19 protein-coding genes and 8 tRNA genes are annotated in these 26,699 nt (G+C 58.7%); 10 read left to right on the top strand and 17 right to left on the bottom strand.

Annotation, left to right across the window (positions count from 1 at the left end):
* Nucleotides 1-13: 13 nt before the first annotated feature.
* Entirely contained in the window at nt 14-796 is a 783-nt protein-coding gene (locus tag HDF16_RS08050) for an SDR family oxidoreductase (RefSeq protein ID WP_184215324.1), read from the bottom strand.
* A 90-nt stretch (nt 797-886) separates the two neighbouring features.
* Between HDF16_RS08050 and HDF16_RS08045 the strand changes: the two genes are divergently transcribed.
* Entirely contained in the window at nt 887-1,417 is a 531-nt protein-coding gene (locus tag HDF16_RS08045; protein WP_184215321.1) for a TetR/AcrR family transcriptional regulator, read from the top strand.
* A 105-nt stretch (nt 1,418-1,522) separates the two neighbouring features.
* The gene (locus HDF16_RS08040; protein WP_184215318.1) at nt 1,523-4,918 is read left to right on the top strand and encodes a S41 family peptidase; all 3,396 of its coding nucleotides are present in this window, start codon (nt 1,523-1,525) and stop codon (nt 4,916-4,918) included.
* Between the two features lie 283 nt (nt 4,919-5,201).
* On the opposite strand, the gene HDF16_RS08035 is transcribed toward HDF16_RS08040, so the two are convergent.
* The 5 genes from HDF16_RS08035 to HDF16_RS08015 form a co-directional block, all read right to left on the bottom strand.
* Nucleotides 5,202-6,041: a thioesterase domain-containing protein gene (locus HDF16_RS08035; protein WP_221312596.1), complete on the bottom strand. Its 840-nt coding sequence runs from the start codon at nt 6,039-6,041 to the stop codon at nt 5,202-5,204.
* Nucleotides 6,038-7,252, bottom strand: a complete 1,215-nt coding sequence (locus HDF16_RS08030; protein ID WP_221312595.1) for an NAD(P)-binding domain-containing protein — start codon at nt 7,250-7,252, stop codon at nt 6,038-6,040. The genes HDF16_RS08035 and HDF16_RS08030 overlap by 4 nt, the downstream gene beginning before the upstream one ends.
* The gene (locus tag HDF16_RS08025; RefSeq protein ID WP_184215312.1) at nt 7,249-8,538 is read right to left on the bottom strand and encodes an ATP-grasp domain-containing protein; all 1,290 of its coding nucleotides are present in this window, start codon (nt 8,536-8,538) and stop codon (nt 7,249-7,251) included. The genes HDF16_RS08030 and HDF16_RS08025 overlap by 4 nt, the downstream gene beginning before the upstream one ends.
* 259 nt (nt 8,539-8,797) lie before the next feature.
* The gene (locus HDF16_RS08020; RefSeq protein WP_184215309.1) at nt 8,798-10,372 is read right to left on the bottom strand and encodes a hypothetical protein; all 1,575 of its coding nucleotides are present in this window, start codon (nt 10,370-10,372) and stop codon (nt 8,798-8,800) included.
* A 56-nt stretch (nt 10,373-10,428) separates the two neighbouring features.
* Nucleotides 10,429-11,580, bottom strand: coding sequence for a nucleoside hydrolase (locus tag HDF16_RS08015; protein ID WP_184215306.1), 1,152 nt, complete (start codon nt 11,578-11,580; stop codon nt 10,429-10,431).
* Between HDF16_RS08015 and HDF16_RS31195 the strand changes: the two genes are divergently transcribed.
* Entirely contained in the window at nt 11,579-11,707 is a 129-nt protein-coding gene (locus tag HDF16_RS31195; RefSeq protein ID WP_281383426.1) for a hypothetical protein, read from the top strand. The genes HDF16_RS08015 and HDF16_RS31195 overlap by 2 nt on opposite strands.
* Nucleotides 11,708-11,800: 93 nt before the next feature.
* On the opposite strand, the gene HDF16_RS08010 is transcribed toward HDF16_RS31195, so the two are convergent.
* Both HDF16_RS08010 and HDF16_RS08005 read right to left on the bottom strand, forming a co-directional pair.
* The gene (locus HDF16_RS08010; RefSeq protein ID WP_184215304.1) at nt 11,801-14,422 is read right to left on the bottom strand and encodes a M1 family metallopeptidase; all 2,622 of its coding nucleotides are present in this window, start codon (nt 14,420-14,422) and stop codon (nt 11,801-11,803) included.
* 51 nt (nt 14,423-14,473) lie between these two features.
* Complete coding sequence (locus HDF16_RS08005) at nt 14,474-17,323, bottom strand: UPF0182 family membrane protein (protein ID WP_348641270.1); 2,850 nt, start codon at nt 17,321-17,323, stop codon at nt 14,474-14,476.
* Nucleotides 17,324-17,471: 148 nt separating this feature from the next.
* Here HDF16_RS08005 and HDF16_RS08000 point away from each other — a divergent pair, with 148 nt between their 5' ends.
* Nucleotides 17,472-19,178, top strand: a complete 1,707-nt coding sequence (locus tag HDF16_RS08000) for an amidase (protein ID WP_184215301.1) — start codon at nt 17,472-17,474, stop codon at nt 19,176-19,178.
* A gap of 68 nt (nt 19,179-19,246) precedes the next feature.
* On the opposite strand, the gene HDF16_RS07995 is transcribed toward HDF16_RS08000, so the two are convergent.
* From HDF16_RS07995 to HDF16_RS07965, 7 genes are all read right to left on the bottom strand, one after another.
* Nucleotides 19,247-19,322: transfer RNA gene (locus HDF16_RS07995), tRNA-Arg, on the bottom strand.
* Nucleotides 19,323-19,328: 6 nt separating this feature from the next.
* Nucleotides 19,329-19,403 (bottom strand) — tRNA-Pro (locus tag HDF16_RS07990).
* 6 nt (nt 19,404-19,409) lie between these two features.
* Nucleotides 19,410-19,485 (bottom strand) — tRNA-Phe (locus HDF16_RS07985).
* 5 nt (nt 19,486-19,490) lie between these two features.
* Nucleotides 19,491-19,565 (bottom strand) — tRNA-Asp (locus tag HDF16_RS07980).
* 3 nt (nt 19,566-19,568) lie between these two features.
* A tRNA-Tyr gene (locus HDF16_RS07975) sits at nt 19,569-19,654 on the bottom strand.
* 4 nt (nt 19,655-19,658) lie between these two features.
* A tRNA-Ser gene (locus tag HDF16_RS07970) sits at nt 19,659-19,746 on the bottom strand.
* Nucleotides 19,747-19,830: 84 nt separating this feature from the next.
* Nucleotides 19,831-19,907 (bottom strand) — tRNA-Leu (locus HDF16_RS07965).
* An 896-nt stretch (nt 19,908-20,803) separates the two neighbouring features.
* On the opposite strand from HDF16_RS07965, the gene HDF16_RS07960 reads away from it, so the two are divergent.
* The 6 genes from HDF16_RS07960 to HDF16_RS07930 all read left to right on the top strand — a co-directional run bounded on the left by HDF16_RS07960 (nt 20,804) and on the right by HDF16_RS07930 (nt 25,580).
* A tRNA-OTHER gene (locus HDF16_RS07960) sits at nt 20,804-20,863 on the top strand.
* 626 nt (nt 20,864-21,489) lie between these two features.
* Complete coding sequence (locus HDF16_RS07950; RefSeq protein WP_221312594.1) at nt 21,490-22,794, top strand: TROVE domain-containing protein; 1,305 nt, start codon at nt 21,490-21,492, stop codon at nt 22,792-22,794.
* A gap of 169 nt (nt 22,795-22,963) precedes the next feature.
* The gene (locus tag HDF16_RS07945; RefSeq protein WP_184215295.1) at nt 22,964-23,398 is read left to right on the top strand and encodes a thioredoxin family protein; all 435 of its coding nucleotides are present in this window, start codon (nt 22,964-22,966) and stop codon (nt 23,396-23,398) included.
* Between the two features lie 810 nt (nt 23,399-24,208).
* Nucleotides 24,209-24,460 (top strand): DUF2283 domain-containing protein, encoded by a 252-nt coding sequence (locus tag HDF16_RS07940; RefSeq protein WP_184215291.1) that lies wholly within the window; start codon nt 24,209-24,211, stop codon nt 24,458-24,460.
* Nucleotides 24,461-24,659: 199 nt separating this feature from the next.
* Nucleotides 24,660-24,839, top strand: a complete 180-nt coding sequence (locus tag HDF16_RS07935; RefSeq protein WP_221312593.1) for a hypothetical protein — start codon at nt 24,660-24,662, stop codon at nt 24,837-24,839.
* A gap of 513 nt (nt 24,840-25,352) precedes the next feature.
* Nucleotides 25,353-25,580 (top strand): hypothetical protein, encoded by a 228-nt coding sequence (locus HDF16_RS07930; protein WP_184215285.1) that lies wholly within the window; start codon nt 25,353-25,355, stop codon nt 25,578-25,580.
* A 335-nt stretch (nt 25,581-25,915) separates the two neighbouring features.
* On the opposite strand, the gene HDF16_RS07925 is transcribed toward HDF16_RS07930, so the two are convergent.
* Both HDF16_RS07925 and HDF16_RS07920 read right to left on the bottom strand, forming a co-directional pair.
* On the bottom strand, nt 25,916-26,221 hold the full coding sequence (locus HDF16_RS07925) for a hypothetical protein (RefSeq protein WP_184215283.1): 306 nt from the start codon (nt 26,219-26,221) through the stop codon (nt 25,916-25,918).
* 143 nt (nt 26,222-26,364) lie between these two features.
* Complete coding sequence (locus tag HDF16_RS07920; RefSeq protein ID WP_184215280.1) at nt 26,365-26,586, bottom strand: hypothetical protein; 222 nt, start codon at nt 26,584-26,586, stop codon at nt 26,365-26,367.
* Nucleotides 26,587-26,699: the final 113 nt, after the last annotated feature.

Below are 26,699 nucleotides of genomic sequence, written 5' to 3'. Positions count from 1 at the left end.
TCGAATTAAGGCTTCAACCCCGGAAGATCGAAGACCCCCAAGGCGCGCCAGTCACTCCGCCATCAACCGTCAACTCAATCGCATTCACATACGACGAGTCATCCGATGCCAGGAAGAGCACCGCCTTGGCAAGCTCCTCCGGCTCACCCCAGCGTCCTAGTGGAATCGCCGAAGCCACGAACTTTGCCAGCTTCGCAGACTCCTCCGCCGGCGCATTCGCCCGGCCTCCGCGACTCCAGATAGGAGTCTTGGTGGCTCCCGGCGCGACCACGTTCACCCGGATGCCGCGCGGCGCAAGGTCAGCCGCAATCGCCCGAGCCATGGAGACCAGACCGCCCTTGGTCGCCGCATACGCCGCCATACCCGGCTGTCCAAGATGGTTATGCACGGAGCCGTTGAAGATCACGCTGCCCCCATCGTTCAGCAGCGGAGCTGCAGAGTTGACGGTAAAGAACGCGCCATTCAGATTGATGTGGATGATGTTCTCGAAGACAGCCTCGTCGGTCGAGCCCGTAGGCGTCTTGCCCGAGATGCCCGCGTTCGCAAAGACGATATCGAGCTTGCCGAAGTCCTCTGCCAGCGCCGCGAAGAGCTGCTGCCGGTCCGCCGCAATCGTCACGTCGGCGCGATAGCCGCGTGCGTTCGGGCCGAGTTCCGCAATCGCTTCATCGATCGTCTCCTGGTCACGGCCGGTAATGGCCACCTGCGCGCCCTCGGCGATAAACAACCGTGCTGTTGCAAGTCCAATGCCGCTGTTGCCTCCGGTGATAAGACCTTTCTTCCCTGCGAGTTTCATACTGCCTCCTCTTGCTGTCGCGGTCATCAAATAGGATGATCGTCATACATGAATTATGATGAGCGTCATAGATGGAGGATGCAAAAAGAAATGCGATACCCAGCCCAGGAGACCGCCGAAAAGCACGATCGCATCGTCGAGGAGGCCTCCCGCCTCTTTCGCGAACGAGGATTTGAGAACGTAACCGTAGGCGAAGTCATGAAGGCCGCAGGCCTGACGCACGGCGCGTTTTACGCTCATTTCAAGTCGAAGGAAGATCTCCAGGCAGCCGCAGTCGCCTATGGACAAGGAATCTCTCTGGGCAGCGTGCAGCGAGCCTATGGCAAAAAGGGCGGAGAAGCCGCGTATGCCGGTAGCTATCTCAGCCCGAAACATCGCGACAATCCCGGCGACGGCTGCACCATGGCCACCCTCGCACAGGAGATCTCAAGATCGACCCCAGAAGCTCGCGAGGCCCTCGAGAAAGGACTGCAGGACATCCTCTCCGCGATGGGCGGAGACCGAAAGGACGCAATCTACCGCTCCGCCGCGATGATTGGAGCAGTCGTGCTCGCTCGCGCCGTGCAGAACAAGCCGTTCTCGGATGAAATCCTTAGGAGCGTTCACGAAAGGCTCGACTGAGGCTCTGAACCGCGATTCGGCCGGTGATATCCTCCTCAAACAGCTTCAAGCCAATCCCAAAGCTTCGTCCGGACCTGTTCTCCGGATCAAGAGGACACCCTTCCCATGGCCCTGCAGCATAAGCTCCGTCTAGCCGCCGTTCTCTTCTACTTCGCCGCACACACCGTCTCCGGTCAGACTGCCAGCCAAGCCCATCGCGGCTACTACACCGACCCCGCGCTCCACGGCGACACCCTCATCTTCACCTCCGAAGGCGATCTCTGGTCGGTCTCCGCGCAAGGAGGCGCAGCCCACCGCCTTACCTCCGGCACCGGAACCGAAAGCCACGCAACGCTCTCGCCCGACGGCCAAACCGTCGCCTTCCAAGCCCACTACGAAGGCCCCGCCGAGGTCTACACCATGCCCATCACCGGCGGCATGCCCCAGCGCCGGACCTGGGATGGCGACGCCGCGCCCGAGGGTTGGACTCCGGATGGACGCCTCATCGTCAACACCAGCCGCTACTCCACCCTGCCCGACAACCAGCTCATCCTGATCGGCAGCCACGGCGAACACGAAGCCGTCCCCCTTGCGACCGCCTCTGAAGCGGCCTACTCCTCCGACGGCAAAACCCTCTTCTTCACCCGCTCTCAGCGCCAATGGAGCGAGACCAAGCGCTACAAAGGCGGCTGGGCGGAGAACCTCTGGCGCTTCGACGGCCACTCCGAGGCCACGCCTCTCACCGCCGACTTCACCGGTACCTCGCACGCGCCCATCTACTCGAACGGCCGCGTCTACTTCCTCTCCGATCGGGACGGCGTGATGAACCTCTTCTCCATGGACGAACAGGGCCACGACGTCAAACAACTGAGCCATCAGCGCAAGTTCGACGTTCAGTCGGCGACGGTCTCCGACGGCCACATCGTCTACGCCTCGGGCGCGGAGCTCTGGGCACTCGATCCCACCTCCGGCCACGAAGAGATCATCCCGGTTACACTCTCGTCAGACTTCGACCAGCTTCGCGAACACTGGGTCACCAAGCCGGCGCAGTACATCACCTCCGCGCATCTCGCCCCCGACGGTTCAGCCGCGGTCTTCACTGCACGTGGCGAGGTCTTCACCCTCGCTCCAAAGAATGGCCGCATCATCAAGGTTGCCGGCGACTCCGCAACCCGCTTCCGCGATGCCCGCTTCCTTCCCGATGGCAAGAGCATTCTGACCCTTTCCACCCAGACCGGAGAGACCGAGTTCTGGAAGTATCCCGCGAACGGCCAGCTCACGCCGGAGACCAAGCCCGAGGAGTGGACGAAGGACACCAAGGTCCTGCGCTGGGATGGCCTCATCTCGCCCGACGGACACTACCTCGCCCACTACGACAAGGACCAGCAGCTCTGGCTCTTAGACACGAAGACGAAGCAGAATAAGCTGATCCGTCAGTCTATGCACGGCGACTTCGCCGACCTCTCCTGGTCCCCCGACAGCCGCTGGCTTACCTTCGCCGAAACCGCCCCCGACATGTTCACGCAGGTCGAGATCCTCGAAGTCGCCACCGGCACGGTGCAACCGCTCACCTCCGAACGGTTCAACAGCATGAGTCCTGTCTGGAGCTCGGACGGCAAGTGGATCTACTTCCTCTCCGACCGCAACCTCAGCACTACCGTCCAATCGCCCTGGGGTCCAAGGCAGCCGTCTCCGCACTTCGACCGCACGGTACGCGTCTACCAGATGGCGCTAACCGCCGATCTCCGCTCGCCATTCCTGATGCCCGACGAACTCCATCCGGAGAGCAAGTCCGACAAAGACAAAGATAGCGACGAGAAGAAGGAAAAGAAGGACGAGGACAAGAAGAAGGAAGCAGGCAAGCCCGTCGACAAGGCAGGCAAGGACAGCAAGACCATCGCCGACGAAAAGTCTGACAAAGAGAAGGAGAAGGACAAGAAAATCCCAGAGGTCAAGATCGATTTCGCCGGCATCCAGTCACGCATCTCTGAGGTTCCAGCCGCGCCCGGCAACTATTCAGCTCTACAGGCCACGGAGAAGCGCCTCTGCTGGTTGAACTCCACCGATGAGGCAGACCCCAAGCAGTCCCTGCAATGCCTCGAGATCGACAACAAGGGAGACGAGACCGACACCGTCATGGGCGACGTGCAGGGCTACGAGATCTCGTCCGACCGCAAGAAGTTGCTCCTCCACAAAGGCGAAGACTTCTGGATCCTCGACTCCGACGTCAAAGGCTCCGGCCTCTCCGACGCCAAGGTCATGGGCAAAGCCCGCATCGATCTCTCCCACTGGGCCTTCAGCACCACGCCGCAGGCGGAGTTCCACGGCATCTTCCTCGACGCCTGGCGGCTTGAGCGCGACTACTTCTACGACCGTCACATGCAGGGAGTCGACTGGCCCGGCATGCGCGACCGCTACATGCCCCTCGTCGACCGCGTCTCCAATCGCGAAGAGCTCAACAATGTCATCGCCCAGATGGTCTCCGAGCTCTCCGCCTTGCACACCTTCGTTCAGGGCGGAGACGCCCGCAAGCCCGCTGACAATATCGCCATTGCCGCCCTCGGCGCAAGGCTTCGCCGCGACGAGAAGGCCGGCGGCTACGTCGTCGAGCACATCTACGCCTACGACCCCGACCTGCCCGCTCAGGCCCCGCCGCTCTCCCGGCCCGAGTCTCTCGTCCATGAAGGCGAAGTCATCACCTCGATCGATGGCACGGAGATCCTCAGCGTCCAGGACGAGCGCGAACTCCTTCGCGGCAAGGTCGGCGTCCCCGTCCTGCTGCACGTCAAGCCCGTAACCGGCGAACCCCGCAATGTCCTCGTCAAGCCCGTCGCATCCCGCGATGAAGCCAGACTCCGCTACTCCGAGTGGGAGTACACCCGGCGCACCCAGGTCGAAGCCGCATCTTCGAATACCATCGGCTACGTCCACCTCCGCGCCATGGGTTCGGGCGATATCGAGCAGTGGGCCCGGGACTACTACCCCGTCTTCAAACGTCAGGGACTCATCATCGACGTGCGCCACAACCAGGGCGGCAACATCGACTCCTGGCTGCTCAGCTCACTTCTTCGCAAAGCATGGTTCTACTGGCAGCCGCGTGTCGGCGAGCCCGACTGGAACATGCAGGGAGCCTTCCGTGGCCACATCGTCGTCCTCACCGACGCCGAAACCGCCTCCGACGGCGAAGCCTTCACCGAAGGCTTCAAGCGCTTCAACATGGGCAAGGTCATCGGCACCCGCACCTGGGGCGGAGAGATCTGGCTCAGCGGCAGCAACGTCGAAGCCGACGGAGGCGTAGCCACAGCCGCCGAGATAGGCGTCTACGGGCCGGAAGGGAAGTGGCTCATCGAAGGTCACGGAGTCGACCCCGACATCACCGTCGACAATCTTCCCCATGCCACCTTCTCTGGCACTGACGCTCAACTCCAGGCGGCGATCGATCTCCTGAAGCAGCAGATCAAAGCCGATCCTCGCCCCGTTCCGCCCGCGCCTGCGTACCCGGACAAGTCCTTCAAGAACTGACCTGAAAGGGGAGACATCGTCCTCCCCTTTGTCAGTTCTTCTTGTTCGTCGTTCCCGAAAGTAATCTGCGTTTAGAAGTCAACGTCGACCTCCATCGTAGGTCCAGTTGAGGATCTTGATGGTATTCGCTGTCGCTTCAGCGGCGGCGGTGAATCCGACCGACGCGATACCGAGCCCAGCGCTAGGGGGAGACTAGGTTGTGAATACGGCAACCGGAAATACGCCGTCTTTTGCTCTGATCTCCACTCCATAACCGGATGCAGGTAGCGGCGAGCCGCAGCTCTCAGGCAGGCGTCTCGAGGGCTGCGGCCCCCGCTCTGCTGAACTCCATCGCTGCTGCTCCAAACGCCTTGCGCATCTCTCCGATGTTCTCCGCTTCAAACAATGTCTCGTGGGTTCCCGGAACCTCGTAGATCGATACGTAGGGGCACCGCCGCATCCACGAAAGATCGTCGCGCGCGGACACCTTCGTGCGCAGCAGAGCGACAGGCGCGATCAGCGGAACCGGCTCGCAATCAAGCTCCTTCAGCCACGGCGCCAGGTGGACGATGAGCAGCCGCATACTCAGCTCCTGATCGGCCATCGCATCTCTGGCGAGCAGCGTGTTCATGCCGCCCGACCCGGAGACTCTGCCGACTAAACTCAAGAGCGGCTTCCCGCCCAGTCGCAGAAGCCCTCTCCATGCCTTCGATCGGATAAATCGGGCGAAGGTCATGTATCGCCCCTTTCGCAGCAGGTCCATCCCTTGCGCCAACGCGCGCCCCTGCCAGCCCGCGGTGGCCTTCGAACTCTCAATCATGAACGAATCGACCACGCAAAGTCCGGCAATCTCTCGTCCCTTAGCCTGCAAACGGAGCGCAATCGTATAGCCCAAATGTCCGCCAATCGACATACCCATGATCCTGATCGGACCCGATGGAACCTTCCTCTCGATCTCAGCAGCCAGTTCTTCGAGGAGTATCTCAGCTGAAAATCCCTCCGCCATCGATCGCTGCCAGCCCGGATAGCGAACCGGCTCAAAGCTGACCGGAAAATCCAATCCAGCCGCCAGCTCCGCAAGATCGCCCTCGCCGCCACCACCCGCCCCGGGCAAGTACACGAATGTTGTGGAGTTCTCCGTCATGAACGGCCCGCGAACTGCGTCGCCGCATGGCGAGTAATGGTTCGAGACGTATAGTCGGCCCCGACCACGAAGCGGAAGAGCGGGCCAAAGCTCATCGCAGAGGCCGCGCCGACAAAGCGCAGTCCCGGCACGGACGACTCGAAGTTGGCGTTCAGCTTCGGATAGTTATCGATGCGCTCGATCTTCTCGCGCAAACTCGCGTCCAGAAATGGAACGCTGTCGACATCGACGCGATATCCGCTTCCCGCGAGCACATGGTCAAACGTCATCTTTTCGCTTGTGTCAGTCTTCGAGTTCCGCACCGTGAGCGCAACATGACTGCAGCACTCGCTTGCCCCGACCACCTCGGAATCGAAGTGGACAGGGACATGCTTCTCAAATCGTTCACGCAGCCACCACGCGCCCTCTGCAGGCAGATGACTCTTCACAAACCTGCTCCTGACGTGGGTGGGTATCCGATGCATCGCTCCCGGAAAATTCGTCAGCGCCCACGCCTTCGGCCCTGTGCCCAGCCCCGAGATAGGCGACCTCACCTTCTTCCACAGACTTCGCTTCAGAGAAACCCTGTGGTGCCACCGAAGCGATCCCTCGCGCACCAAAAGCGTCGGTCGCGCGCCAGACTCCCGCAGCAGCGCACAAGCCTCAAGAGCGGACTGTCCCGCTCCCAGTACCGCCACGCTCTTACCCTCAAAGGCTGCGAATCGCGTGACATCGGCGGTATGACTCACCAGCGAAGGCGATACCGATTCTAGCGCTGAAGGTGTATTCGCGAAGTACGAAAGTCCCGTCGCCACCACAACCTGATCAGCCATCAGATCTTCACCGCTCGAAAGAGAGAGAGCGAAGCCGATGTCTTCCCTCTTGATATTCACCACATCGACCGGCTCGACCCACGGAACCTTGTTCTCTTGAAACCAGCGGCCGTAAGCTGCAAAGTTCGCCATGGAGCAAGGCTCGAACGTCTCAAGACCACGCGGCGTGTTGTAGTCCGTAAACGAAAATCCCGGCTCCGGCGCGGAGAGGTTAGTCCCGAAGCAGTAGGACTTGAGATAACGTTCGCCGGCGGCGTTGGCAATCTGCGACCAAAACTGCATCGGACGCCCGAAAATCCGGTGTTCGATCCCTTGCCCCGCGAGATGCGCCGCAAGCGACAATCCGTAAGGCCCGGCACCCACAATGGCGATTCTTGTCTTTGTTATAGCTGTCTTCACGCCGGAACCGTCGGGATCAGGGGGTCAACCTCAGTCACCTCACGCTCCGTCGAGCGCAGGAATCTTCGCGCAGCTTTTACACCCAGAAAGATCTCTGAAAGCGCATGGACGATGCCAGGCATCGGGTCGCTTACATCGGCGGCAAAGTAAACCGTATCCGCTCGGTTCCTTCTTTTCCACTCTCTCCAGTACTCCCGCTCACCCGGCTCCGCCCGTCCGGTAAGGGCTTTGGCGGTAAGAATAGCCCACAACGTGAAGCGGTCGTAGAAGACCGCCGGCCGGTTGTGATCATCCTTCTGAGCCTTCTCGACAACTTCTCGCAACTCGGCAGTCCTGCCCGCGGCATCGAGGTAAGCCATCAGAGGCAGCGGCATGCCGCGATAACTATCCATCCCAACTTGATTGAAGAGCCTCGGATTGAAGTCAATGACCGCCCAGCCATCGCCAAAGCTGATGAACTCCACTTCGAAGATGCCGAAGTAGCCCAGCTCCTTGCAGAGCCGGCGAACACAGTTCGACAAGCTTGGATTTGCCGGCAGAGCCTCGAAGCACACGCCGACCCCTGCAGGCATGCTGCGTTGAAAGACCTTGCGGGCATGGCGGCTCACAAAGAGTTCTCCGCTCTCATCGATAAACCCGGAGACCGAATGCACGCCCTTTGCTCCGATATTCACAAAATGCTGGAGCAAAGGTATGTTCGCATCGGGCAGATTCACGTCTAGAGCCTCGGGATACTCCCTTGACATGAATGCGTGGTACTTCTCAACTAGGTCGCTCGGCGAATCCGCGACCATGCCCTTGTCGTTGTTCGCCCGGTGGACCTGCGTGCGCGGCTTGATCAGGATGGGGTACTGAAGAGTTGGTGCCGAGTCGATCACCTCGTCCATCGTGCGCGGCTCCCAGGTAGGCAGAACCTGGAGTCCGGCTGTCAGCGCAGCATCTGATAGCAGCTTCTTATCCAGGAGGCGCTGCATCGTCTGCACCGAAGGCTGGTGAAGCCGAAAGTATTTCTTCAAGAGGGGCGCGTTGCTCGTGTACAACCATGCCGTCTCATCGGAGGTTGGTAGCAGCACTCGATCGGGAGACGCGCTGCCGATCTTCATCAGAAATTCGAGGAACTTCTGGCTGTCTTTTTCCTGCGGTCCCTTAAACTTGCGGAAGGCGTATTTCGACCATGCGGCCGCAGCGAGTGGCTCGCTTGAGATAACGGCTGCCTTCGTTCCGCACCGTGCCAGTTGGCGCACTGCCGCGAGAGTTCCGCCAGAGCCTGCAGTCGCCAGAAGCACGTCGAAGTCACCGCCTGCGGCTGAACTTCCGCGTGACGTCTCCGATTGTTTTTCCCCGGGTGATTTCACTGCCTGTAAAGACGGCCGTTCAATTGATTGTGACGTCATCGTGCCAACTCACACAGAATTCTTCAGTGCCGCAATTTGATCCCATCCGAAGATAATCGGATGGATCTACAAAAGTCCCCCTTAAAAGCGCACAAGTTACCATGGGTAGGGTACGCGGGTACCCCACGTACCGTTATCAAAGTGGGAGACTTCATCGGGAGTTCCGCGCTGATGCGGTCAGCCGGTGAACATCGAAGACGAGCAAGTGCTGACCTCCTGGATTGATGAAATCCGCAACCGGCGAACAGAGATCTCCCGCCATCACCGGACTTTGATGTCCTGCCACCTCCGGCTCGCGCAGCCTGTAGCATGGCCCCGGTTGCGGTCCACCCATCATCATCGTCGCGTAGTAATCGACCTGAAGCTCCTCGAGCGCCTGAACAAGAGGTTCCTTCCGCTTGATGCGATCCAGGAAGGCGCGATCTCCCATCAGCCCTTCCATTTGCACGACCGTCGACGTCATCACATACCCCGGAACTCCCGAACCTCCACCCATCGCATAGCGGCCAGGATGCGTTTGCGAAAACTCCTGCAACTCCTCAGCCTGCAGATAGAGCTGCCGCTCGGTGAGATTGTGCCTCAACATCCCGGCTACCGTAAGTATGCAGACGCACCCAACAGCGATCGTGAGTCCCGTGACCATGACCTGTGGGCGCAACGCCTTCCAGCCCGACAATGCCTGCGGTCCAAGCAGGGCGGCAATAGGAACCAGCGGGTACAGATACCAGCTCCATATCGGCCAGTCGCTGGTAAAAGACAGGACACCATAGAACAGCACCGGATGCATCAGGACACAAAGCTGTACCCGCCGGGCCGCGAGATTTTCGTCTACGGCCCGCTTGCGACGCAGAACAAATAGAACTCCCAAAGCGATGGACGGCCAGGTCAGCAGCATGTTGACGCTTCGCGCCTTGAACAGGCCCCGTAGAGTACTGGCCGACGGTATCAACGGACTTTTCAGGTTCTTCGCAAGCCCCGAGATCGGCAGCAACGTACCGAAGATGGAGTGGTTCATAGCGAAGTAAAGCGCGACCGGCAGCAGCCCTACAGAAAAGTACAAGACCGGGCGAAGCGCCGTCCTGCGCGTGCTCATGGGACGAGCAACGGTCAACAGCAGATACAGTCCCACAACAAGGAACGCGTCAAGCCGCCCGAGCATCACTCCGGATGCCAGAAGCCCACTCAGCATTGCATCCACAGGCGTCTGTTCTTCTAGAGGTCGCGCCGTCATCCGCAGCCAGAAGAGCGTCAGCAGAAGCAGGGTCAGCGAGACCTCCATCCCGGTCCGTGTGATCGAAGCCATGAAAGTAATCGAGAGCAACGCCCCAGCCAGCCCGTACCCGCCGCTCTCGCCCATCAAAACCTGGGTTCGGCGAAGTGTCCTGTAAGTCCCGGCTACCAGCAGAAAGACCAGCAGCAGAAGCGCAATGAACAACGACCGGTGATCTCCGAAGACCCGATAAAGCGCTATATTGATGACCTGCCACAGAGGCTGATATCCGTTGGTGGGTCGGATGCCGTCAAAGCTAGACACGCCATGCAGCACGATGTGCTTTGCAACGACCAGATAGTAGAAGTAGTCGTCTTCAAAGTAAGAGAGATAGAGATCGCCGTGCGTGAAGAAGCGGGCCAGAAGGACGATAGCGAAGGCGCCAAAAAGAAGCATCGGGAGCACCCGCAGCAATCCCGTCGAACTGCTGCGCTGAACCTGCGTTTCGTTGATCAATAGAGATCTCCTTCGGACTTGCGGATTCCGATTCTACAGCTTGGCCGCGCGAGTCCTTAGTGCTTTCCGCCCTCGCTCACAAGCTTCACCATCAGCGCCTCCAGCCGCTCCGGATCGATGGTGCGAACGACCGTAGCCTTCCGTTCCCCAAGCCCCGGTTCATAGCCCGGCCGCCAGGACAAAGTATCTCCGTAGCTCGGTCCGAACTGGCTGTTGTAGTCGACAAACAACACTTCGCTCGAACGCACGAGCGTGGGATCGATCCATACCGCAGCGGCGATCTCGTCCCACAGCGGAAACCCCGCAGCCTGCATCCGCAGGTGTGCCGCCAGTTCCGGCGCTGCGAAACTAGCCATCCGATCAAGCAGGCTTCTCGTCATCTGGGTAGCTGTCGCGGGATCAGCCGGGACGACCGTGACCTTCTTCCACGGGCTTCGCGACATGATGCTCGCCGCCTCTGGATCGAAGCGTATGTTGAACTCCCGCCGCGGAGAGTTCATATACTCGCGCGCAAAGTCTGACGCCGATTTGTTGTTCAGCATCTGCTGCGGATTGAAGCTCCCGCCCATGTACACAAGCTCTTTCGCAAGCCCTGCAAAGGCTGGGTCGAGCCGCTGTGCCAGCGCCAGGTTCGTCATCGGCCCCGCTGCGATGATCGAAATCTCGCCGGGATACTTGTGCACCATGCGGATCAGAAAGTTGGCAGCAAGTTCGTCCGATGCCTTGATCTTAGGATTGCCCTCGGGCAGATTGATCGGATCATCTGGCCCGTGGTATCCGATCAGCCCTTGGGCGGTCGGCTCGACCCACTGCTTCATCCACGCGCCCTTCCATACGAGCTTGCCGTACAGCGCCTCCCAGCGATCGGTAAGCGCCTCGGAGTTGACCAACGGATACACAGCGCCGCCCGCAACAGGAACATCGGTTCGCCCGATGATCTCCAGGCCACGCAGCGCGGAGGCAACCGCCTGCTTCTCCCACAGGTCCCCCGTCACGGAAGTGAGTCCAAGCACTTCTACGTTAGGGTCCTTCAGCAGCATGATGTGCATCATGCCGAAGCCGTCATCATCGATGATGACTTTGCGTTTGCCCTCGGCGAGCGCCGTGCCAGAGGTTGCAAGCAGCAAAACAGCGAGACCCAGCTGCCAAACAACCGAAGCAGTTCGAAACAGGACAGAACTTTGGGCAACGGGCGTGGAAAGCGTCATGCGGCTCCTTGGGGCGGTTCTGAAGCACTGTGGCCGAGACTGTGCGAGACTCGCCAGTTCGGCGGAGCTGTTCTACGAAGTCAAAGACAGTCTCTTCCACGAGGGGACGCACGTCCTCACCGTCTGAAGCTCTTCATTGGTTCTGGAAAAGACTGGAATGGCTCGATGATACCTGAACCGCCTCGGCCACGAAGCAGTTGTGAGTCGTCTGAAAGATGAATCACAGGGGAAACGTCTTACGGATGAAGACTGCCCGGTCCAGCCCATCCATACTCTCAAGGACCTTCAGCCTAAGGTCGCGATCGATCTTCGGATTCGAAAGCCAGGAGCGTACGACCTGCTGTGCCTCCGGAGTATTCTGTCCTTCAAGGAAGGCGCCCAGCCACGCTCCGAGGAAGAAGATCTTGCGGTGCTGTTTGATCTCAGGGAGTTCATTGAGTGCCTGGGAGAGATAGGGCAACGTCAGCGAACTCTGATTCCATGAACTGAAGGGGCGGAGGCTCTGTGTAATCCAGTCTTCCTGGATCGTCGGATCGTGAAGGTACTCGTCGAAGTAGTGGGCCTTTGTTACGGCGGACGGAGTTCCGGCCCCGGCAGCGTAGGCGTACTTCTGGGCCTCGCCGCTGTGGTCGCGAGCCTTCTCCGCTGAGAGTACATTGGCTGCGTTAAGATCGTTCATCGCGATCAGGTGTGCGACAAGATTCCAGCGATCGAGCAGCTCTAGCGGCATGCCCGGCACAACAAGACTTCCTGCCAGGAGGTCTTTGACCTGACGCAACGCCGCAGGCGTCTCGGCGACGTTGATGAAGCTTCGGAAGCTGACGATCCGCAAACCCAGTTCGGGGGCGTTCCTCATGCGATCGGCAAGGACGGACTCCACCTGAGGAACCAGAGCGATACGTGCGGCATCATGCAGATAGGAGTGAAGCGCAAGCGCGATGCGTCCACCCTGCACCCGGGCGAGCGATTCGTCCGTCTCCATCGGAAGAGACTTGAGGGCAAGCTCGACATAGCTACGCGGCGAGGATTTGGCGACGTGCACGTTCTGCCATAGAGCCCCCCACAGCATGGTGCGCAGAAGAGGGTCCTGTTCTGAGATTGGAGTCTCTATCAGTTGTCGAGATACGGCGGCTTCACTGTGTTGGTCGAGAAGAAATCGGCCGTAGCCTTCATCTCCGGCGTTCGCAAAGACGAACGCCGGGCATGGCATTCCAACGGCGTCGGCCACCGAATAAGTCGGGCCATTCCAGTCAACACGCATCAGGCGATCTTTCTGACCTGCCTCGCGCGAATAGTTGAGGCTGATCTGATTCGAGATGGGCCACGTCAGACCTTCGCTCAACACATCATGTTGGGTGAGGGCGAGATGGTCGATCTTGCCGTGGGTGCAGGACCAGGCAACATTGATCTCCGGCATGCCGCGATGTTTGATCCAGGCTTCCGCCCAGGCGTGGATGCTCCTAGTAGGAGCATGTGGCGCAAGAGGTTCAGCCGACTTGAAGGCTGCGATGAGATCGCTCCACTGCGCGTTTCCGTAAGCGTGCTGTTTCAGGTAGGAGCGCAAGCCCTCCCGAAAGACATCCGGTCCAATGCGGAACTCAAGCTGCTTCAGAATCGCGGGAGCCTTCTGATAGACGATCGCTCCGTAGGCAGACTTTGCATCTTTCAGGTTCTCAATGTTCTGGAAGATAGGAGTGGTGCCTTCGGTCTCGTCGATGCCATAAGCAAGAGGCTTGATGTCCTCGTAGAAGTGCTTCCACGGCATGGCTGAAGGTTGTAACTCCGCGAGTGCCTTATAGGCCATGTACTGTGCAAACCCTTCCTTCAGCCAGAGGTCATCGAACCACTTCATGGTGACAAGATCGCCGAACCACTGATGGCAGGTCTCATGCAGCACAAGGATGTTGCGGCGGAAGTAATCGCTTGCAGTGGGAGTAGAACGAAAGAGGACGCTGTCTTCGTTGAGGAAGGTTGCGCCTGCGTGCTCCATCCCACCGAACGGAAAGCCGGGGATCAGAATCAGGTCGTACTTCGAAAATGGAAATGGCTGAGAGAAGTAGCGGGAGAAGTACGCGACTCCTTGAGCGGTCAACGCCTGCACCTGCGGAGCCTCCTGCGTCGCGCGGGCAAGCTGCGATCGACGCACATAGAGAGTCGGCTGGCCAGTTTCCTCCGGGTGGATCGTCGCGAACGGCCCTGCGGCGAAAGCAAAGAGATATGTACTGATAGGCAGCGTCTCGGCAAAGTGAGTCGCGGTATCCGTGCTCCCGGCCGGTGATGTATTGCTAATCACTGTCCACTTCGCTGGGTGCTCGACATCGAGCGTGAAGCGGGCCTTCAGGTCTGGCTGATCGAAGCATGGAAAGGCCATGCTTGCATCCATGGGAACGAAGAGGGTGTAGAAGTATTCGCTGCCATCATCCTTATCGTCGTACCGGGTGATGGCCTTGCCTGCGGCTGCGGAGTTGCTGCGGAACTTCACCTCCAGTATGTTCCGCCCAGCCATCGCCGGCAGGATGAGGTGCCCATCCTTCAGATCGGTTGGAATCGATTGACCGTTGAGAGTGGCTGACTGAACTACACCATCGCGATAGTCGATCGGCAGATCTCCACGCAGGTTGCTCTCGAATGAGAGAGTCTCTGTGCCAACGACCGTGTCTTCATGCTCTTTGAGCGAAAGGCTTAGGCGATATTGAAGATGGGAGAGACGACCGATGCGTTCGATGGCCAGTTCATGCGAGACCCCGGGATCAGCAGTGATAGCCATAGCTGGAAGAGAGAGCGCGAGCAGGAACGCCGCAGCAGGGATCAGAGACGTTGGGATTCCGCGAGAGAAGGCCATCTGTTTCTGTCATGCTATCCGATGCAGTCTCTCCTGGCGGAACCTTCCGCGCTATCGCTTCGCTGAATCAAGCCTGGCCAGATCGGACTTTAGAGCCTCCAGCTTCTGGCCGGCCTCGGCGAGCTTGCCTGCGGCAGTGAGTCGCTGATAGTCCTCGAAGTTCCTGTTTGCATCAGCGATCAGAGCCTTGAGCTCCGCAGGAAGCTGACTTGACAATTGATTCGCTTGAGGCAACATCATCGGCGAAGCGCCTGCCGAGCTTTGCGCCGGTTGAGCTGTTTCAGAAGCCGTAAGCGACGAGGCTTCGCCGCCAAACAGCGCGGTGAGCGCAGCCTGGAAGGTAGTGCCATAGGCGAGCTTGTCCTGAAGAGCCAGCACCACGAGGCGCAGTTCTGGCATAGGACTCTGTTGCGCCTGCAGATAGATAGGTTCGGCATATAGCAGCGCACGGCCCGTAGGAATCACCAGCAGGCTGCCTCGCAGAACATGGGAGCCCTGCTGGTTCCACAGTGTCAGTTGGCCGGAGAGCTGCGCGTTCTGATCGATGCGGGCCTCGATCTGTTGCGGTCCATCGATAAGGCGTGTCTTGGGAAAGTTATAGACGGCAGTCGTTCCATAGGCCTCGCCGTCAGAGCGGCCCGCAATCCAGCCAATAAGATTGTTCCGATTCGCCGGGGTAAACGGCAATATCTGGACGAACTCCTCCTGCGTCCCACCGGGCAGCTTCATCACAACATAGTTGGGCTGCATCGGTTGCACGGACTGCTGCCCATTCGCATCGCTCGCGGTCTCCGTTGCGACGGTCCAAAGGTCCTCGCGATTGAAGAAAACCTCTGGCCGGGTCATGTGGTAAAGGCCGTAGACGTCTGCCTGGAGGCTGAAGAGTCCCTCCGGGTAACGCGCATGGCGTCGCAGGTCGGCAGGCATCTTTGCGGCATCGGTGAAGAGCGTCGGGTAGATGCGGCGATATGCGTCGAGCACCGGGTCTTTGGTATCGAAGACATAGAAGGTTGTCGTTCCGTTATAGGCATCGATCACAACCTTGACGCTGTTCCGCATGTAGTTGACCGAGTCGCCGCCCAGTGAGTAATGGGTGGAGTACGGGTAGCTATCCGAGGTCGTATAGCCGTCGATGATCCATGACAGCCGGCCATCATCCCCGACCACCATGTACGGGTCCTGATCGAAGGTGAGGAAGGGCGCCAGCAGCGCAATGCGATCGCGGATGTTCCGGTGCATGAGCAGACGGCTCTCCGGCGTCACATCGTCGGAGAAGGGAAGCGTCCCGAGATCACCTCGATCGAAGGCGATGATGAGGCGTCGGGCGAAGCCGCCGAGAGCAACGCCGCCTGTACCCTGATATGAGGTCAGATTGTTGGCCTGTCCCTGCGGATAGTCAAACTCCTGCTGACGCGTCTTAACGTAGACGTCCGTGTTGGTGAGTTCGCCAAAGTAGAGTTCAGGACGGGTGACTTTAAGGCCCGGCACAGTGCTCTGCACGGGCATATTGCTCAGCAGCAGATTCGGCAGGCCCTCCGGGGTGAATCCGTTGACCGGGTTCATCGTGATGCCGTAGCCGTGCGTATAAATGAGTTTCTCGTTGATCCAGTTCCGGCTGCTCACGGGAAGCTTCTCGACGTTGAGCTCGCGGACGGCGAGCATCTCCTCGCTGAGCTTTCCGTTCAGGACGTAGCGGTCGATATCGATGTCGGGGAAATCATAGTAGGTCCGAATCTCCTGCACCTGACGCAGCGTGTCCTGCAACGCCCGCCAGTCCCAGAGACGAATGTTCTGAAGCGTTGGCTGATTGTGGCTGGCGTCAGCAGCCTCGAGCGTCGCCTCGGCGGGAAACTCGCTCTGCGAAAAATGATCGAGGCCGTACGCCTGCCGCGTCATCTCAATGTTGTGCGTGATGTACGGCTCTTCGCGAACGAGCTGATTCGGTTTGACGACGAAGTTCGCAACGTACCAGCCAATGACCGTCAACACTCCATAGCAAAGCACCGCAGGCAAAACCGAGATAACGATCACCGCGACACGGGACTCTCGCATGGCATTTACAGCAGCGATCATCGCGCCCAGGACAAGCGCGCCCGCAACGAACAAAAGTCCCCCTGCCGTGATGTGCGCGTCGGTATAGTTGATCCCGTCGAAGAGCGTGTGGTGGTTGAGAAGCAGCTCGAACCGCTCAACGAAGACAGTCATCGCAAGCACGAGGAAAAAGAACGCAGCGGTGCAGGAAAGTCCTCTCCAGGGCGAGGGCGCAAGACTCAGCCGACGCGTATCCAGGCTCCGAGAGCCGCTGGTGATCACCAGGAATAGAACGGCCACGGCACAGGTAGCAATCGCCAGCGTGAGCAGCCAGCCATCGATCATCCGCCAGGCCGGAAGAGTGAAAAGAAAGAAATTGAGTGGTCGCGAAAAGATAGGGTCGGTGACGGAACCCGCAGCGTGCGGTGCGTACCAGAAAAGAGCGAGGGTAGGCCAATCCGACATCATCGTAAGGCCGGTGATCAGCGCAACCGCGATCGACACCACAAGCGAGATCACACGCAAGGCAGGTGCGACGGAAAGGCTGACACGCTGCCCGCCGACGACGATCGCATGGTTCGTAGGCAGATCCGCGTGATGAGACCGGCGGATCAGGAAGAATGCACCATAAAGGACAAAGAAGGTGATCGCCGCCGAAAGCAGGAAGACGGAAGACTCGATCGCAAAGGTCTTCCAGAACACATCGCCATAGCCCAGCGACTTGAACCAGAGAAGATCGACCCAATCGGAGAGGACGATCCGCGCAACGATGAAAGCGACAAACAACAGAGCGGCGATGACGAGAAAACGGCCACGACGACTGGGACGCTTTGGGTTGAGATAGTCTGTCGAATCGATAAAGTCTGGCACCGGTCCTCCGCGACTGCACTGAAGAACAGAGGCGCTAGCGATTCTACAGCGCGCGATCACGACACGAACAATCCCTCTCGCAGAACAGCAACCCGGCGACGGTCGAGTGTAGGCTAGGAATCATCCGTCCTCCAAGGAGTCACCGCGCTTGTTCAAGAGCCTGCAATGGGTACTGCTCCTCTCTTTGTCCGCCCTGACTCCTCGTCTCCCCGGGCAAGCGACACCTCCGTCCGCTTCCGCTGACAGCGATCTCTTCGAGGTCGCGATTCCCCAACTCGAAGATCTCTACCGCTCGCACCGTTACACCGTGACCCAGGTGACTCGTTGGTATCTTGCTCGAATCCATCGCTACAACGGCATCTATCGCGACATCGAGACCATCGATGAACAAGGTGCCCTCGCGACAGCAGCTCGCCTCGACCACGAAGGCCCTGGCGAGCACCCCGCGCCGCTCTGGGGCGTTCCCATCGTCATCAAGGCCAATACCTCCATCAAGGGGCTGGTGACGACCGACGGATGGAAGGGCTACACCATCCCCGGCCACGAACTAGTCGCGCCGAAAGACGCAACCATCGTCGCAAGGTTTCGCGCGGCAGGGGCCGTCATCCTTGGCCACACCAATATGCCGGACTTCGCCGCCTCGGACACCAACCGCAGTTCCTCGTTCGGCCGTACCGGCAATGCCTACGACGTCCGCTTCTCCCCTGGAGGCTCTTCGGGTGGAACCGTCACCGCCATCACCTCGAACGAAGCTGTCTTCGGCAATGGCACAGACACCGGCAACTCCATCCGCATGCCCGCCGCGACAAGCTCCGTCGTCGGCATCTTTCCCACGCGCGGACTCGTCTCCATCGCCGGCATCGCTCCGCTCGATAGGCTGCTTGACAACACCGGCCCAATCGCCCGCAACGTAACCGATGCCGCCATCGCACTCACCGTCATGGCTGGTGCAGACCCCGCAGACCCACGCACCGCCGACGCAGCAACCAAGGCCATGCCCGGCCCCTACACCCGATACCTCAAGCCAAACGCACTCAAGGGCAAGCGCTTCGGTGTCCCTGCCTTTATCCTCGCCGGCGCGGGTATTCCCTTCCAGGGCATCTGCCCGGAGTCTCCAGAAAAGTTCGCCGAAGATCGCAAGAACGCCATCACTCCCCTCGAACCCGAGACGCGCGCCGCCTTCCTTAAATCTCTCGAAGGCCTAAAGGCCGCCGGCGCTACCATCATCTTCGCGGACGACATCCTTCCCGACTCCTTCGCCGAGATCGCCTCGCACGTCTGCACGCTTCCCTACATCAAGCAGGGCACGGAGACCTTCCTCAACACCTACGGCCCAACTCAGTACCGCTCGGCAGAACAGTACGCCGAAGTCGTCGGTTCGCCCCTGCCGAACACCATCCTGAACGGCATGAACGACGTCTCCCGCAAAGATCGCGCACCCATCGTCGAGACAAACCTGGAAGCCGACTCCAACGCCGAGACGACTTACTTCAAGCCCCGTCGCGAAGCTCTAGCCGCATACGAGGAAGCGCTCACCCGGTTCCACCTCGACGGCTTCGTCTACCCCGCCACGCAGATGCCTCCACCGGACGAGACCATGCCCCAGAAAGGAGAGTCCGGCATCATCAGTGGCGGCCCGCACTCCGCCACCTCCTGGGTCAACATGATCGGCGTTCCCGCCATCGTCGTCCCCGGAGGCTTCTATCCCGACGGTCTGCCCTTCGGACTGGAGATCTCCGCCCGCCCCTGGCGCGATGGCGACCTGCTCGGCTACGCCTACGCCTACGAACAACAGACCCACCACAGGAAGCCACCTGTCCTCGTCGAACAAGGTCTCCTTCCAGACGCACGTTAGAGGCGCCAGTTTTTATATGACTCATGACGATTTCCTTTTTTGATGGTGCAGGTCCTGCGATTGAAATATGGTGCAGGCGGAAGGAATCGAACCTCCATCTCAGAGTTCGTAGCTCTGTGCCCTCATCCGTCGGACGACGCCTGCAAGTCATGGTCGGGGAGCGGAGAATCGAACTCCCACCGCTAGTTCCCAAAACTAGGATGCCGGCCATTACACCACTCCCCGAATTGTTGGTGCTGCCTCGCAGAATCGAACTGCGTTCTCTGGCTTTTCAGACCAGCGTAATCACCAGACCTACGCAAGCAGCAAAAGTGGCGGTCCCAGAGAGAATCGAACTCTCGCGTTCCGCTAGACAGGCGGACATCATGGCCACTAGATCATGGGACCAGCTGGTGCAAGCGGTGGGGATCGAATCCACTAACTCCTCGGAGTTTCGGTTTTACAAACCGGTGCCATACCTTCACGGCGGCGCTTGCAAAGTGGCGGAGAGTGAGAGATTCGAACTCTCGGCACCTTGCGGCGCGCCTCGTTAGCAGTGAGGTGGTTTAAGCCGCTCACCCAACTCTCCGAATTGAATGCGACGTATAGGAATCGAATGTGTAAGCGCGAAGCCTTATGCTTCGCCGTTATCCCTGTATTGCGCCTAATCGCATGGTGCGGGTGGAGAGATTCGAACTCTCAATCTGCTGGTTCTAAGCCAGCCGCCTTTGCCATTTTGGCCACACCCGCACATCTTAATTTGTCAAAGAACTTTCCCACATCGCGGCAACGCGCCGCAATGGAGCAAAACAAAACCCGCTCATTTGAGCGGGTCGGTGTGCTTTCGGATCATCCCTTGGTTACGGTTGGTCCAGAACACGCCGACTCGCACTCAGGCTATCGAGTGAGGAGAGATACGGGCGCGAACTGGAAAATATAAACTTCATGGTGGGCCTCAAAGAATTGCTGGAGCTAGGTCAGACAGCATCCCGCTCAAGTACCTTCGCATACTTCGAAGTATTGTGCAATATATTTTGTAAAACTACTTGCATTTTTCTAGTAGCTATGGGAAAGTAACCTCTGCGTAGGAGCAAGCCCGATGAAATCGACATTTCAAAATTCGATGCGTAGGTCCCCGGAGATGATTTATCTCTGCGGCGATCACCGGGCGTTTCTGGTCACCTGGCCATTACGGTAAGACGGACGTTCCTACGCGTGCCCAACCGTACAATCAAGAATCGCTGAGTGGCGAAGAGGACAGGTACTTCCTCTGTAACAGGACTAATGCCCCTGTTCTCGCTCAATCCCTCAGCTAACTCTCCGTCAGTGGCGTACTGTATGGCTACTTCTGGTAAATCCGCAAGGATTGGGTTCGATCCCCATCTGCCATGCAGGATTTTTCCCTGACAGAGATGCGCTCTCCTGCTCAGTCGTAGAACTCGCGGCTTTGCAGGAGTAAATCAGTGGTGATAGAGACGAGTTACTTCCTCCGAAATTAACGGGCAGAGCGGAATCTCTGCCGGAGTAGAGGCTTTGCGGGACGGGGCGTTGCCTCGAAGCACAAGGTTCCGTAGATCGCTCGCCCTGAGACTTGTCTCGATAGTTCCCTGATCTGCGCACATACAACTTATCGACTTTGGCCGGTGGCGTAGATAACAGTTACTTCGCCTACTAAGCGGGTGGCGCAGGTTCGAATCCTGTCGCGAACGTAAGTTCGTGTAGCTCAGTGGTAGAGCACCTACGTTCTGTTATCGCTTTTCCCCCGGCCAATTAACCCTCCAGCTGCAGGCTGGTTAGAAAGTAAGACTGAGATGAGCAAAGGATATGTGAAGGGCGGAACGCCCATAGGTTCGGAATCGTTATGCCGGACATGCTCGAGCGCCCATATTATGACGGGCTACCGGGAGTCGGAGATGTTGACGATGTGCAGTGGCGTCCACCCAAATATCTTGGTGCCATTCCGAATATACGAGTGCACGAGTTACCACGATAAGAACAAGCCGACCTGGCAACAGATGCAGAAGTTGGCGATTCACGTGTCAGCGGGCAATCCCAAGCCGGTCGGGTTCAAGGTCGGTGCAGGCTTCGGAGAGACTACGGTCTGAGTCATCGAAGAGGATGACAACTCCGATGACTACCACGAAGACGATGAATAACCGAGCGCCGGTGGCGCAGAGTACGGATACTTCGGTAGAGCGCCGTCAGCGATGACGGAGGGCGCAGGTTCGAAGCCTGCCATTAACTGAAAAGTTGATGTAGCTCAGAGTGAATGTCCTTCCGCATTCAAATATTCCCCGGCAATTAAGTAAGTGCCCTTGAGAGGAGGTGCGTGATGAAGCTGAACATGTTAAAGCTAAGCCACTTGGTGCGACCACGGACGCACGAGGGAGCTCCTGCGGTTGTGGTTCCTCCCGAGTTGGCGCTGCGCCGTAGTGTGCTGGCGTGCATGCTGTGGGAGGATGAGTTCTACGAGGATGGAGTCTCGATCGCCGGTCGCATCCGCGAACTGGTGCCGAAGGTCGAAGCCGAGAAGGTTGCGGCACTCGCCGTAGAGGCACGAACGGCGATGAAGCTGCGCCACGTCCCTCTGCTGCTGGTGCGCGAGATGGCGCGTCATGCGACGCACCGTGCGCTGGTGGCAGAGACCATGACTCGCGTGATCCAGCGTGCGGATGAGCTCGCGGAGTTCGTCGCGATCTACTGGAAGGACGGACGTGCGCCGCTGTCGGGACAAGTAAAGAAGGGCCTCGCGGCTGCGTTCCCGAAGTTCGATGAGTATGCGCTCGCCAAGTACGATCGGGCAGGCGCGGTTCGGCTGCGGGACGTGCTGTTCCTCTGCCACGCGAAGCCTCGTGATGCCGAGCAGGCTGCGGTATGGAAGCGGCTGGTCGATAACGAGCTCGCAACCCCTGACACCTGGGAGGTAGCACTCTCGTCTGGCGGGAACAAGCAGGAGCACTGGACGCGTCTGCTTTCAGAACGCAAGCTTGGGGCTCTTGCTCTGCTGCGCAACCTTCGCAACATGAAGGATGCGGGTGTCGCTGAGGGGCTGGTCGTGTCTGCGCTGGATGCGATGAAGACCGAGCGGGTGCTTCCGTTTCGCTTCCTCGCTGCTGCGCGTTATGCGCCGCAGTGGGAGCCAGAGCTGGAGCGGGCGATGTTCCGCTCAGTCGCCGATCGTGAGCGGCTGGCGGGCCACACCGTCGTCCTGGTTGATGTCTCCGGGTCGATGGTTGCGCCGCTGTCGCGTAGATCTGAGATGCTGCGGACCGACGCGGCGTATGGACTGGCGGTGCTGCTGCGCGAGATCGCGGAAAAGGTCAGCGTCTACACCTTCTCGGATGACACGAAGCTCATTCCGGCGCGACGCGGATTTGCGCTTCGGGATGCGATGGAGTCTAGTCTGCGGCATGGCGGGACCCGACTGGGAGCGGCGCTCGATTCGATCAAGGAAGAGTTTGATCGAATCGTCGTTGTCACCGACGAGCAGTCGCACGATCGCTTTCCCGCGCCGAAGGGCAGGGGATACATGATCAACGTTGCCAGCGCCAGGAACGGTGTGGGCTACGGAGCATGGGCGCACATTGACGGCTGGAGCGAGGCCGTCATTGAGTACATCCGTGCGCTGGAACGGTGATAGGCAAAGCAGGGTAGGCGGTCTGGGAGAGCATCCCAGCCCGCCGTCTGCCATCGAGATTTTTGCGGCCCATCACTTCGAACCCGCTCCTGAACTCAGATCCCCCTCGAGGATGACGCACAAAGTGCGGGATGGACTGCGCTAGCATCTGATAATCCAGAGGTGAGCTATGCCGGTGGTTAGGACTTGTGAGCAGTGTGGGCAAAAGAATCGCGTCGCGGCCAAGCACCTGGCGTATACGGGGCGGTGCGGGGCATGTAAGAGTCCCCTGCCGGCGCTGGCGGAACCGGTGGCTGCTGGGACTGAATTGTTTGACGAGGTAGTGGCGGACGCTACAGTACCTATCCTCGTGGACTTTTGGGCAGAGTGGTGCGGGCCTTGCCGGGCGGCCGCCCCGGAGGTGGCAAAGACAGCAGCGGACATGGCCGGGAAGGCGGTTGTACTGAAGGTGGATACGGAGGCGAATCCGGAACTAGCCGCGCGCTACCAGGTGCGCGGAATTCCAAACTTCGCGGTGATACGGGGCGGGAAGATGGTGTTTCAGCAGGCAGGCTTGGTGGGACATGAACAGATGGAGGGGTGGCTCCGGCAGGCAGCGGATTAGTCTGAAGCTCCCACAGATGCTTCCGGAGTGCATCCGGAATTGATGAAAGAAATGGAGCCGATGAGCGGAGTTGAACCGCTGACCTACTGATTGACGGTCAGCCAACCAAAACCAGTGTTTTCAGCGGTTTCCCGACTTCTGGACTGGTCTCAGTATGCCCCAATTAGGCTCAGTTGTTACGTTGCTTGTTATGAATACAGCATTCGCGAAGTCGTGGCTAAAGTCGTCTAACCGTTACGTAGCTAGCCGGCGGTATCCGCCTGTTTTGACTGTACAAGGATACACCGTTAGTTCATAATCCCTTAACGACATAGAATCTATGGTTTCCGCGCTGCGAAAGCGGACTTGCGTCGAAATTCAGATTTTGGCGTCTAAAGATTTGAGTCTGGAAGACTTGTCGGGAACGGCGCGGAGCAACATGGACAATCCGGAGCAGAGCAGTACCTCGGAAGTGCTAAGGCGATTTCCCGGGGATGGAGAGAGAATTCCAGTTGTAATCTTCACCGTCCTTGATCCAGAGGGGTACGACTTGGTGCTTGATTCGGAGAGATGGGCGCACATCACAGACGGGCATCCTGAAATGGTCGAGCATCTTGAACGCTTACGTGCTACATTGAGCACCCCGCAAGTGATTCAACGTGAAACTCCCGATTCGGAGACGCACTATTACTATCGGTTGACGGATCGCAGTTTCAAGCACGCGCAGGATATATACATTAACGCGGTAGTCAGGCGTGTCGAGAACGAAAGGCGCGGGGCGGTAAAGACAGCTTTCCTAGTGAAAACCATTAGAGAGCATGGTGAAATCGTATGGATGAACGTAAAGCGGAATTGAAGGTAAAGTACGACGCAGTGGGCGATGTATTGTATCTATCCATAGGCGAGCCCACCAGCGCGTTCAGCGAAGAGGGGCCCGATGGCCTTGTTTTCCGGCGCGATATGGGGACCGATGAGGTTGTGGGCGTGACGATCATCGACTTCACCAAGCGCGTGGAGAATCGTCGCGACTTTTCTCTTTCGCTCCCGTTCGCTCCGAACCCACGGCTACTTGTGGAAGCCTAGGTTCGCCTCCCGGCCCAGTCCGGGAGAGCCCAAAGCGAATCTGAACCTCTGAACGATAGGCGGCAAAGATCGGCTTCTTCCCGTGCGTGCCCTAAGAGAAATCTGATAGAACAGCATCCGCCCCGTGTAACGGCGGTTGGTGCCGAACTCCCAAGCGACAGCATGTCCCCGGCTCGCGAACTTCGCCCAATTGGAAGTCTTGGCCCCGTTCTGTTCAAGCCAGAACGTGCCGGCCTCCTCGTCAGTAAAGGACCGCGAGGAGACCAAACTCTTCGACATCCTGAAAGCCGTCGAATACGCCTCGGCCTCGCGGCTTCCCAGCCCGGTCGTCTTGACCCTCACGCCAGATCAATACCACCGGCTAAAGTTTGGCTGCTAGATCACGATCGCAAACGTTGTCACCAAAGCCGCGCTTCTTCGATCGTTCGCCGGTACTCGAAACTTGATCCGACAGATACCTCTCGCCAGTTACGACGGATTCCACTAAACCTTGTTTTTGGTCGTGGGTGCTTATTTGAGAATGCTAGGGTCTGCCAATGACAAGGGCTCATGCAATCTTTCTTGCAACACAACGAAAGCAACTTATTGCCTTACTCGCATTCGAAGGTGGCGCGGATACTTCATCCGACAGTGGAGGCAGGTATTCGCATCTTGCCGAACTCTATGATGAACTCTCACTAGTCGAAAGTGCCTTGGACGGAATTCCCTACGAACAACTCACGCTGCTACTGTCCGGGCTCGCAGTTTTGGGCGAAACCGGCCAAAGAGTTGCTGTGCCTCAAACGGTCTTGCGCAACACCTGAAGTACCTCTCCGTGCCATCTCTCCCCAACTGACGCTGCCAAGTTCGACTTGCGCTCCGAGACTCCTACCTCTAGGACTAGAATCGGCGGATGCACCGTGAAGCCCTCCTCAAGCTCTGGAACATGGACGAGATACCAGCTTGCGACAAAGGTATGGAACTCGCCCAAGCTTTTCTGATATCCGCTGGAGAGGCCGTCTACCGCCTCGGCACCGAAGAGCCTGGCGACCGGCTCACGGAGCTAACGACGGCGTACATGGCAATGGCGGAACATTACGGCGGTTGCGACAACTGCAGCGAAAACGCTCAGGCTGGCTAAAGTTTGCAGAAAAGTGGCCACCCCGAAGAGTGGCCGATGAGAAGCCATTGTGTGAGAGATGAAGGTCTTCGCCTTCTGCTCTAGCTTATCGAAATTTCGCTGGTAGCCGACATAATCCATGCGGTCAAACCACCTAGACGAGAGTGCAATTTCAAGATTGCATCCAAGGAAGCAACGGTTTGCCGGTCTCGAACCTGCACGGATAGGATGATGGCGATGAATTGCTCATGCAAAGGCGGCGCGCTCATACGACAGCAACGGAGAGGCTGGATAGACGCAATTATGCGAGCGCTCAACCTCTTCCCTTGGCGTTGCACTAGCTGCGACCGAAAAGCCTATCGGTTTTCGCGCCGCTGACGGCTCGGAGTCACCCGGTCGTTCGACGTGAGAGCAGACACCAGCAATTGGATTGCTCTTCGAAGTCCCCTAACCGGATAATCCTTGAACCTTACCCGGAGGTGAAGCCTTCCTCTGTATGGAGATAGTTCTCCGGCTTCGGCGACGACCGTATTGAGCTTGCGGTCGCCGACCGTCAACCTGAATGAGTCGCCGGGCTTCGGTAAGATATCGCCAGTAAACTCAACCGCACCCTCCAAAGGTGCGCCGTCAAGTTTCATCCGGTAGTCAATGATGACAGGCATACGCTCCTCTGCATGAGTGGCCCACAGGCCGCACTAATGGAAATGCCATCTTCCCGCACTTTGAGCGGGGACCGCATCTTCCGAAAGTTCTATTTCGACTTACACGATTGGGTGAGTGCCGGAGATGTTGAACAGCGCCTAGGCTACTTCACGGTCAAACCCCGGATGACGCGTTCGTAAACGCCGACGGGGATGCGAATACAGCGATAGCGCCGCTTCCGGTTGGAGGTTGGCCGAGAAATGATGAGCGTTCCCCGTTCATGTTCAAAGAGGCGCGTAACGGTCTGCGGGGAGAAGCCCGTCATCGCTGCGACCTCGCGGACGGTGAAGGCTTGCTTATCGGGGATGGACACGTTGGTGAGCATGTGACTTGTCTGCTATGCGGATTGGGCCTCTGGGCAACAGTAACGCACTCTTTGCTCGGGGGGCAAACAATTGATTCTAAGCGCTATAGAGTACAAATAGCAGGTACCGATAA

The sequence above is a fragment of the Granulicella aggregans genome (assembly GCF_014203275.1).
Classification (GTDB): domain Bacteria; phylum Acidobacteriota; class Terriglobia; order Terriglobales; family Acidobacteriaceae; genus Edaphobacter.
Note: the sequence above shows the minus strand (reverse complement) of the source record. Positions and strands in the feature narration are given on the sequence as shown.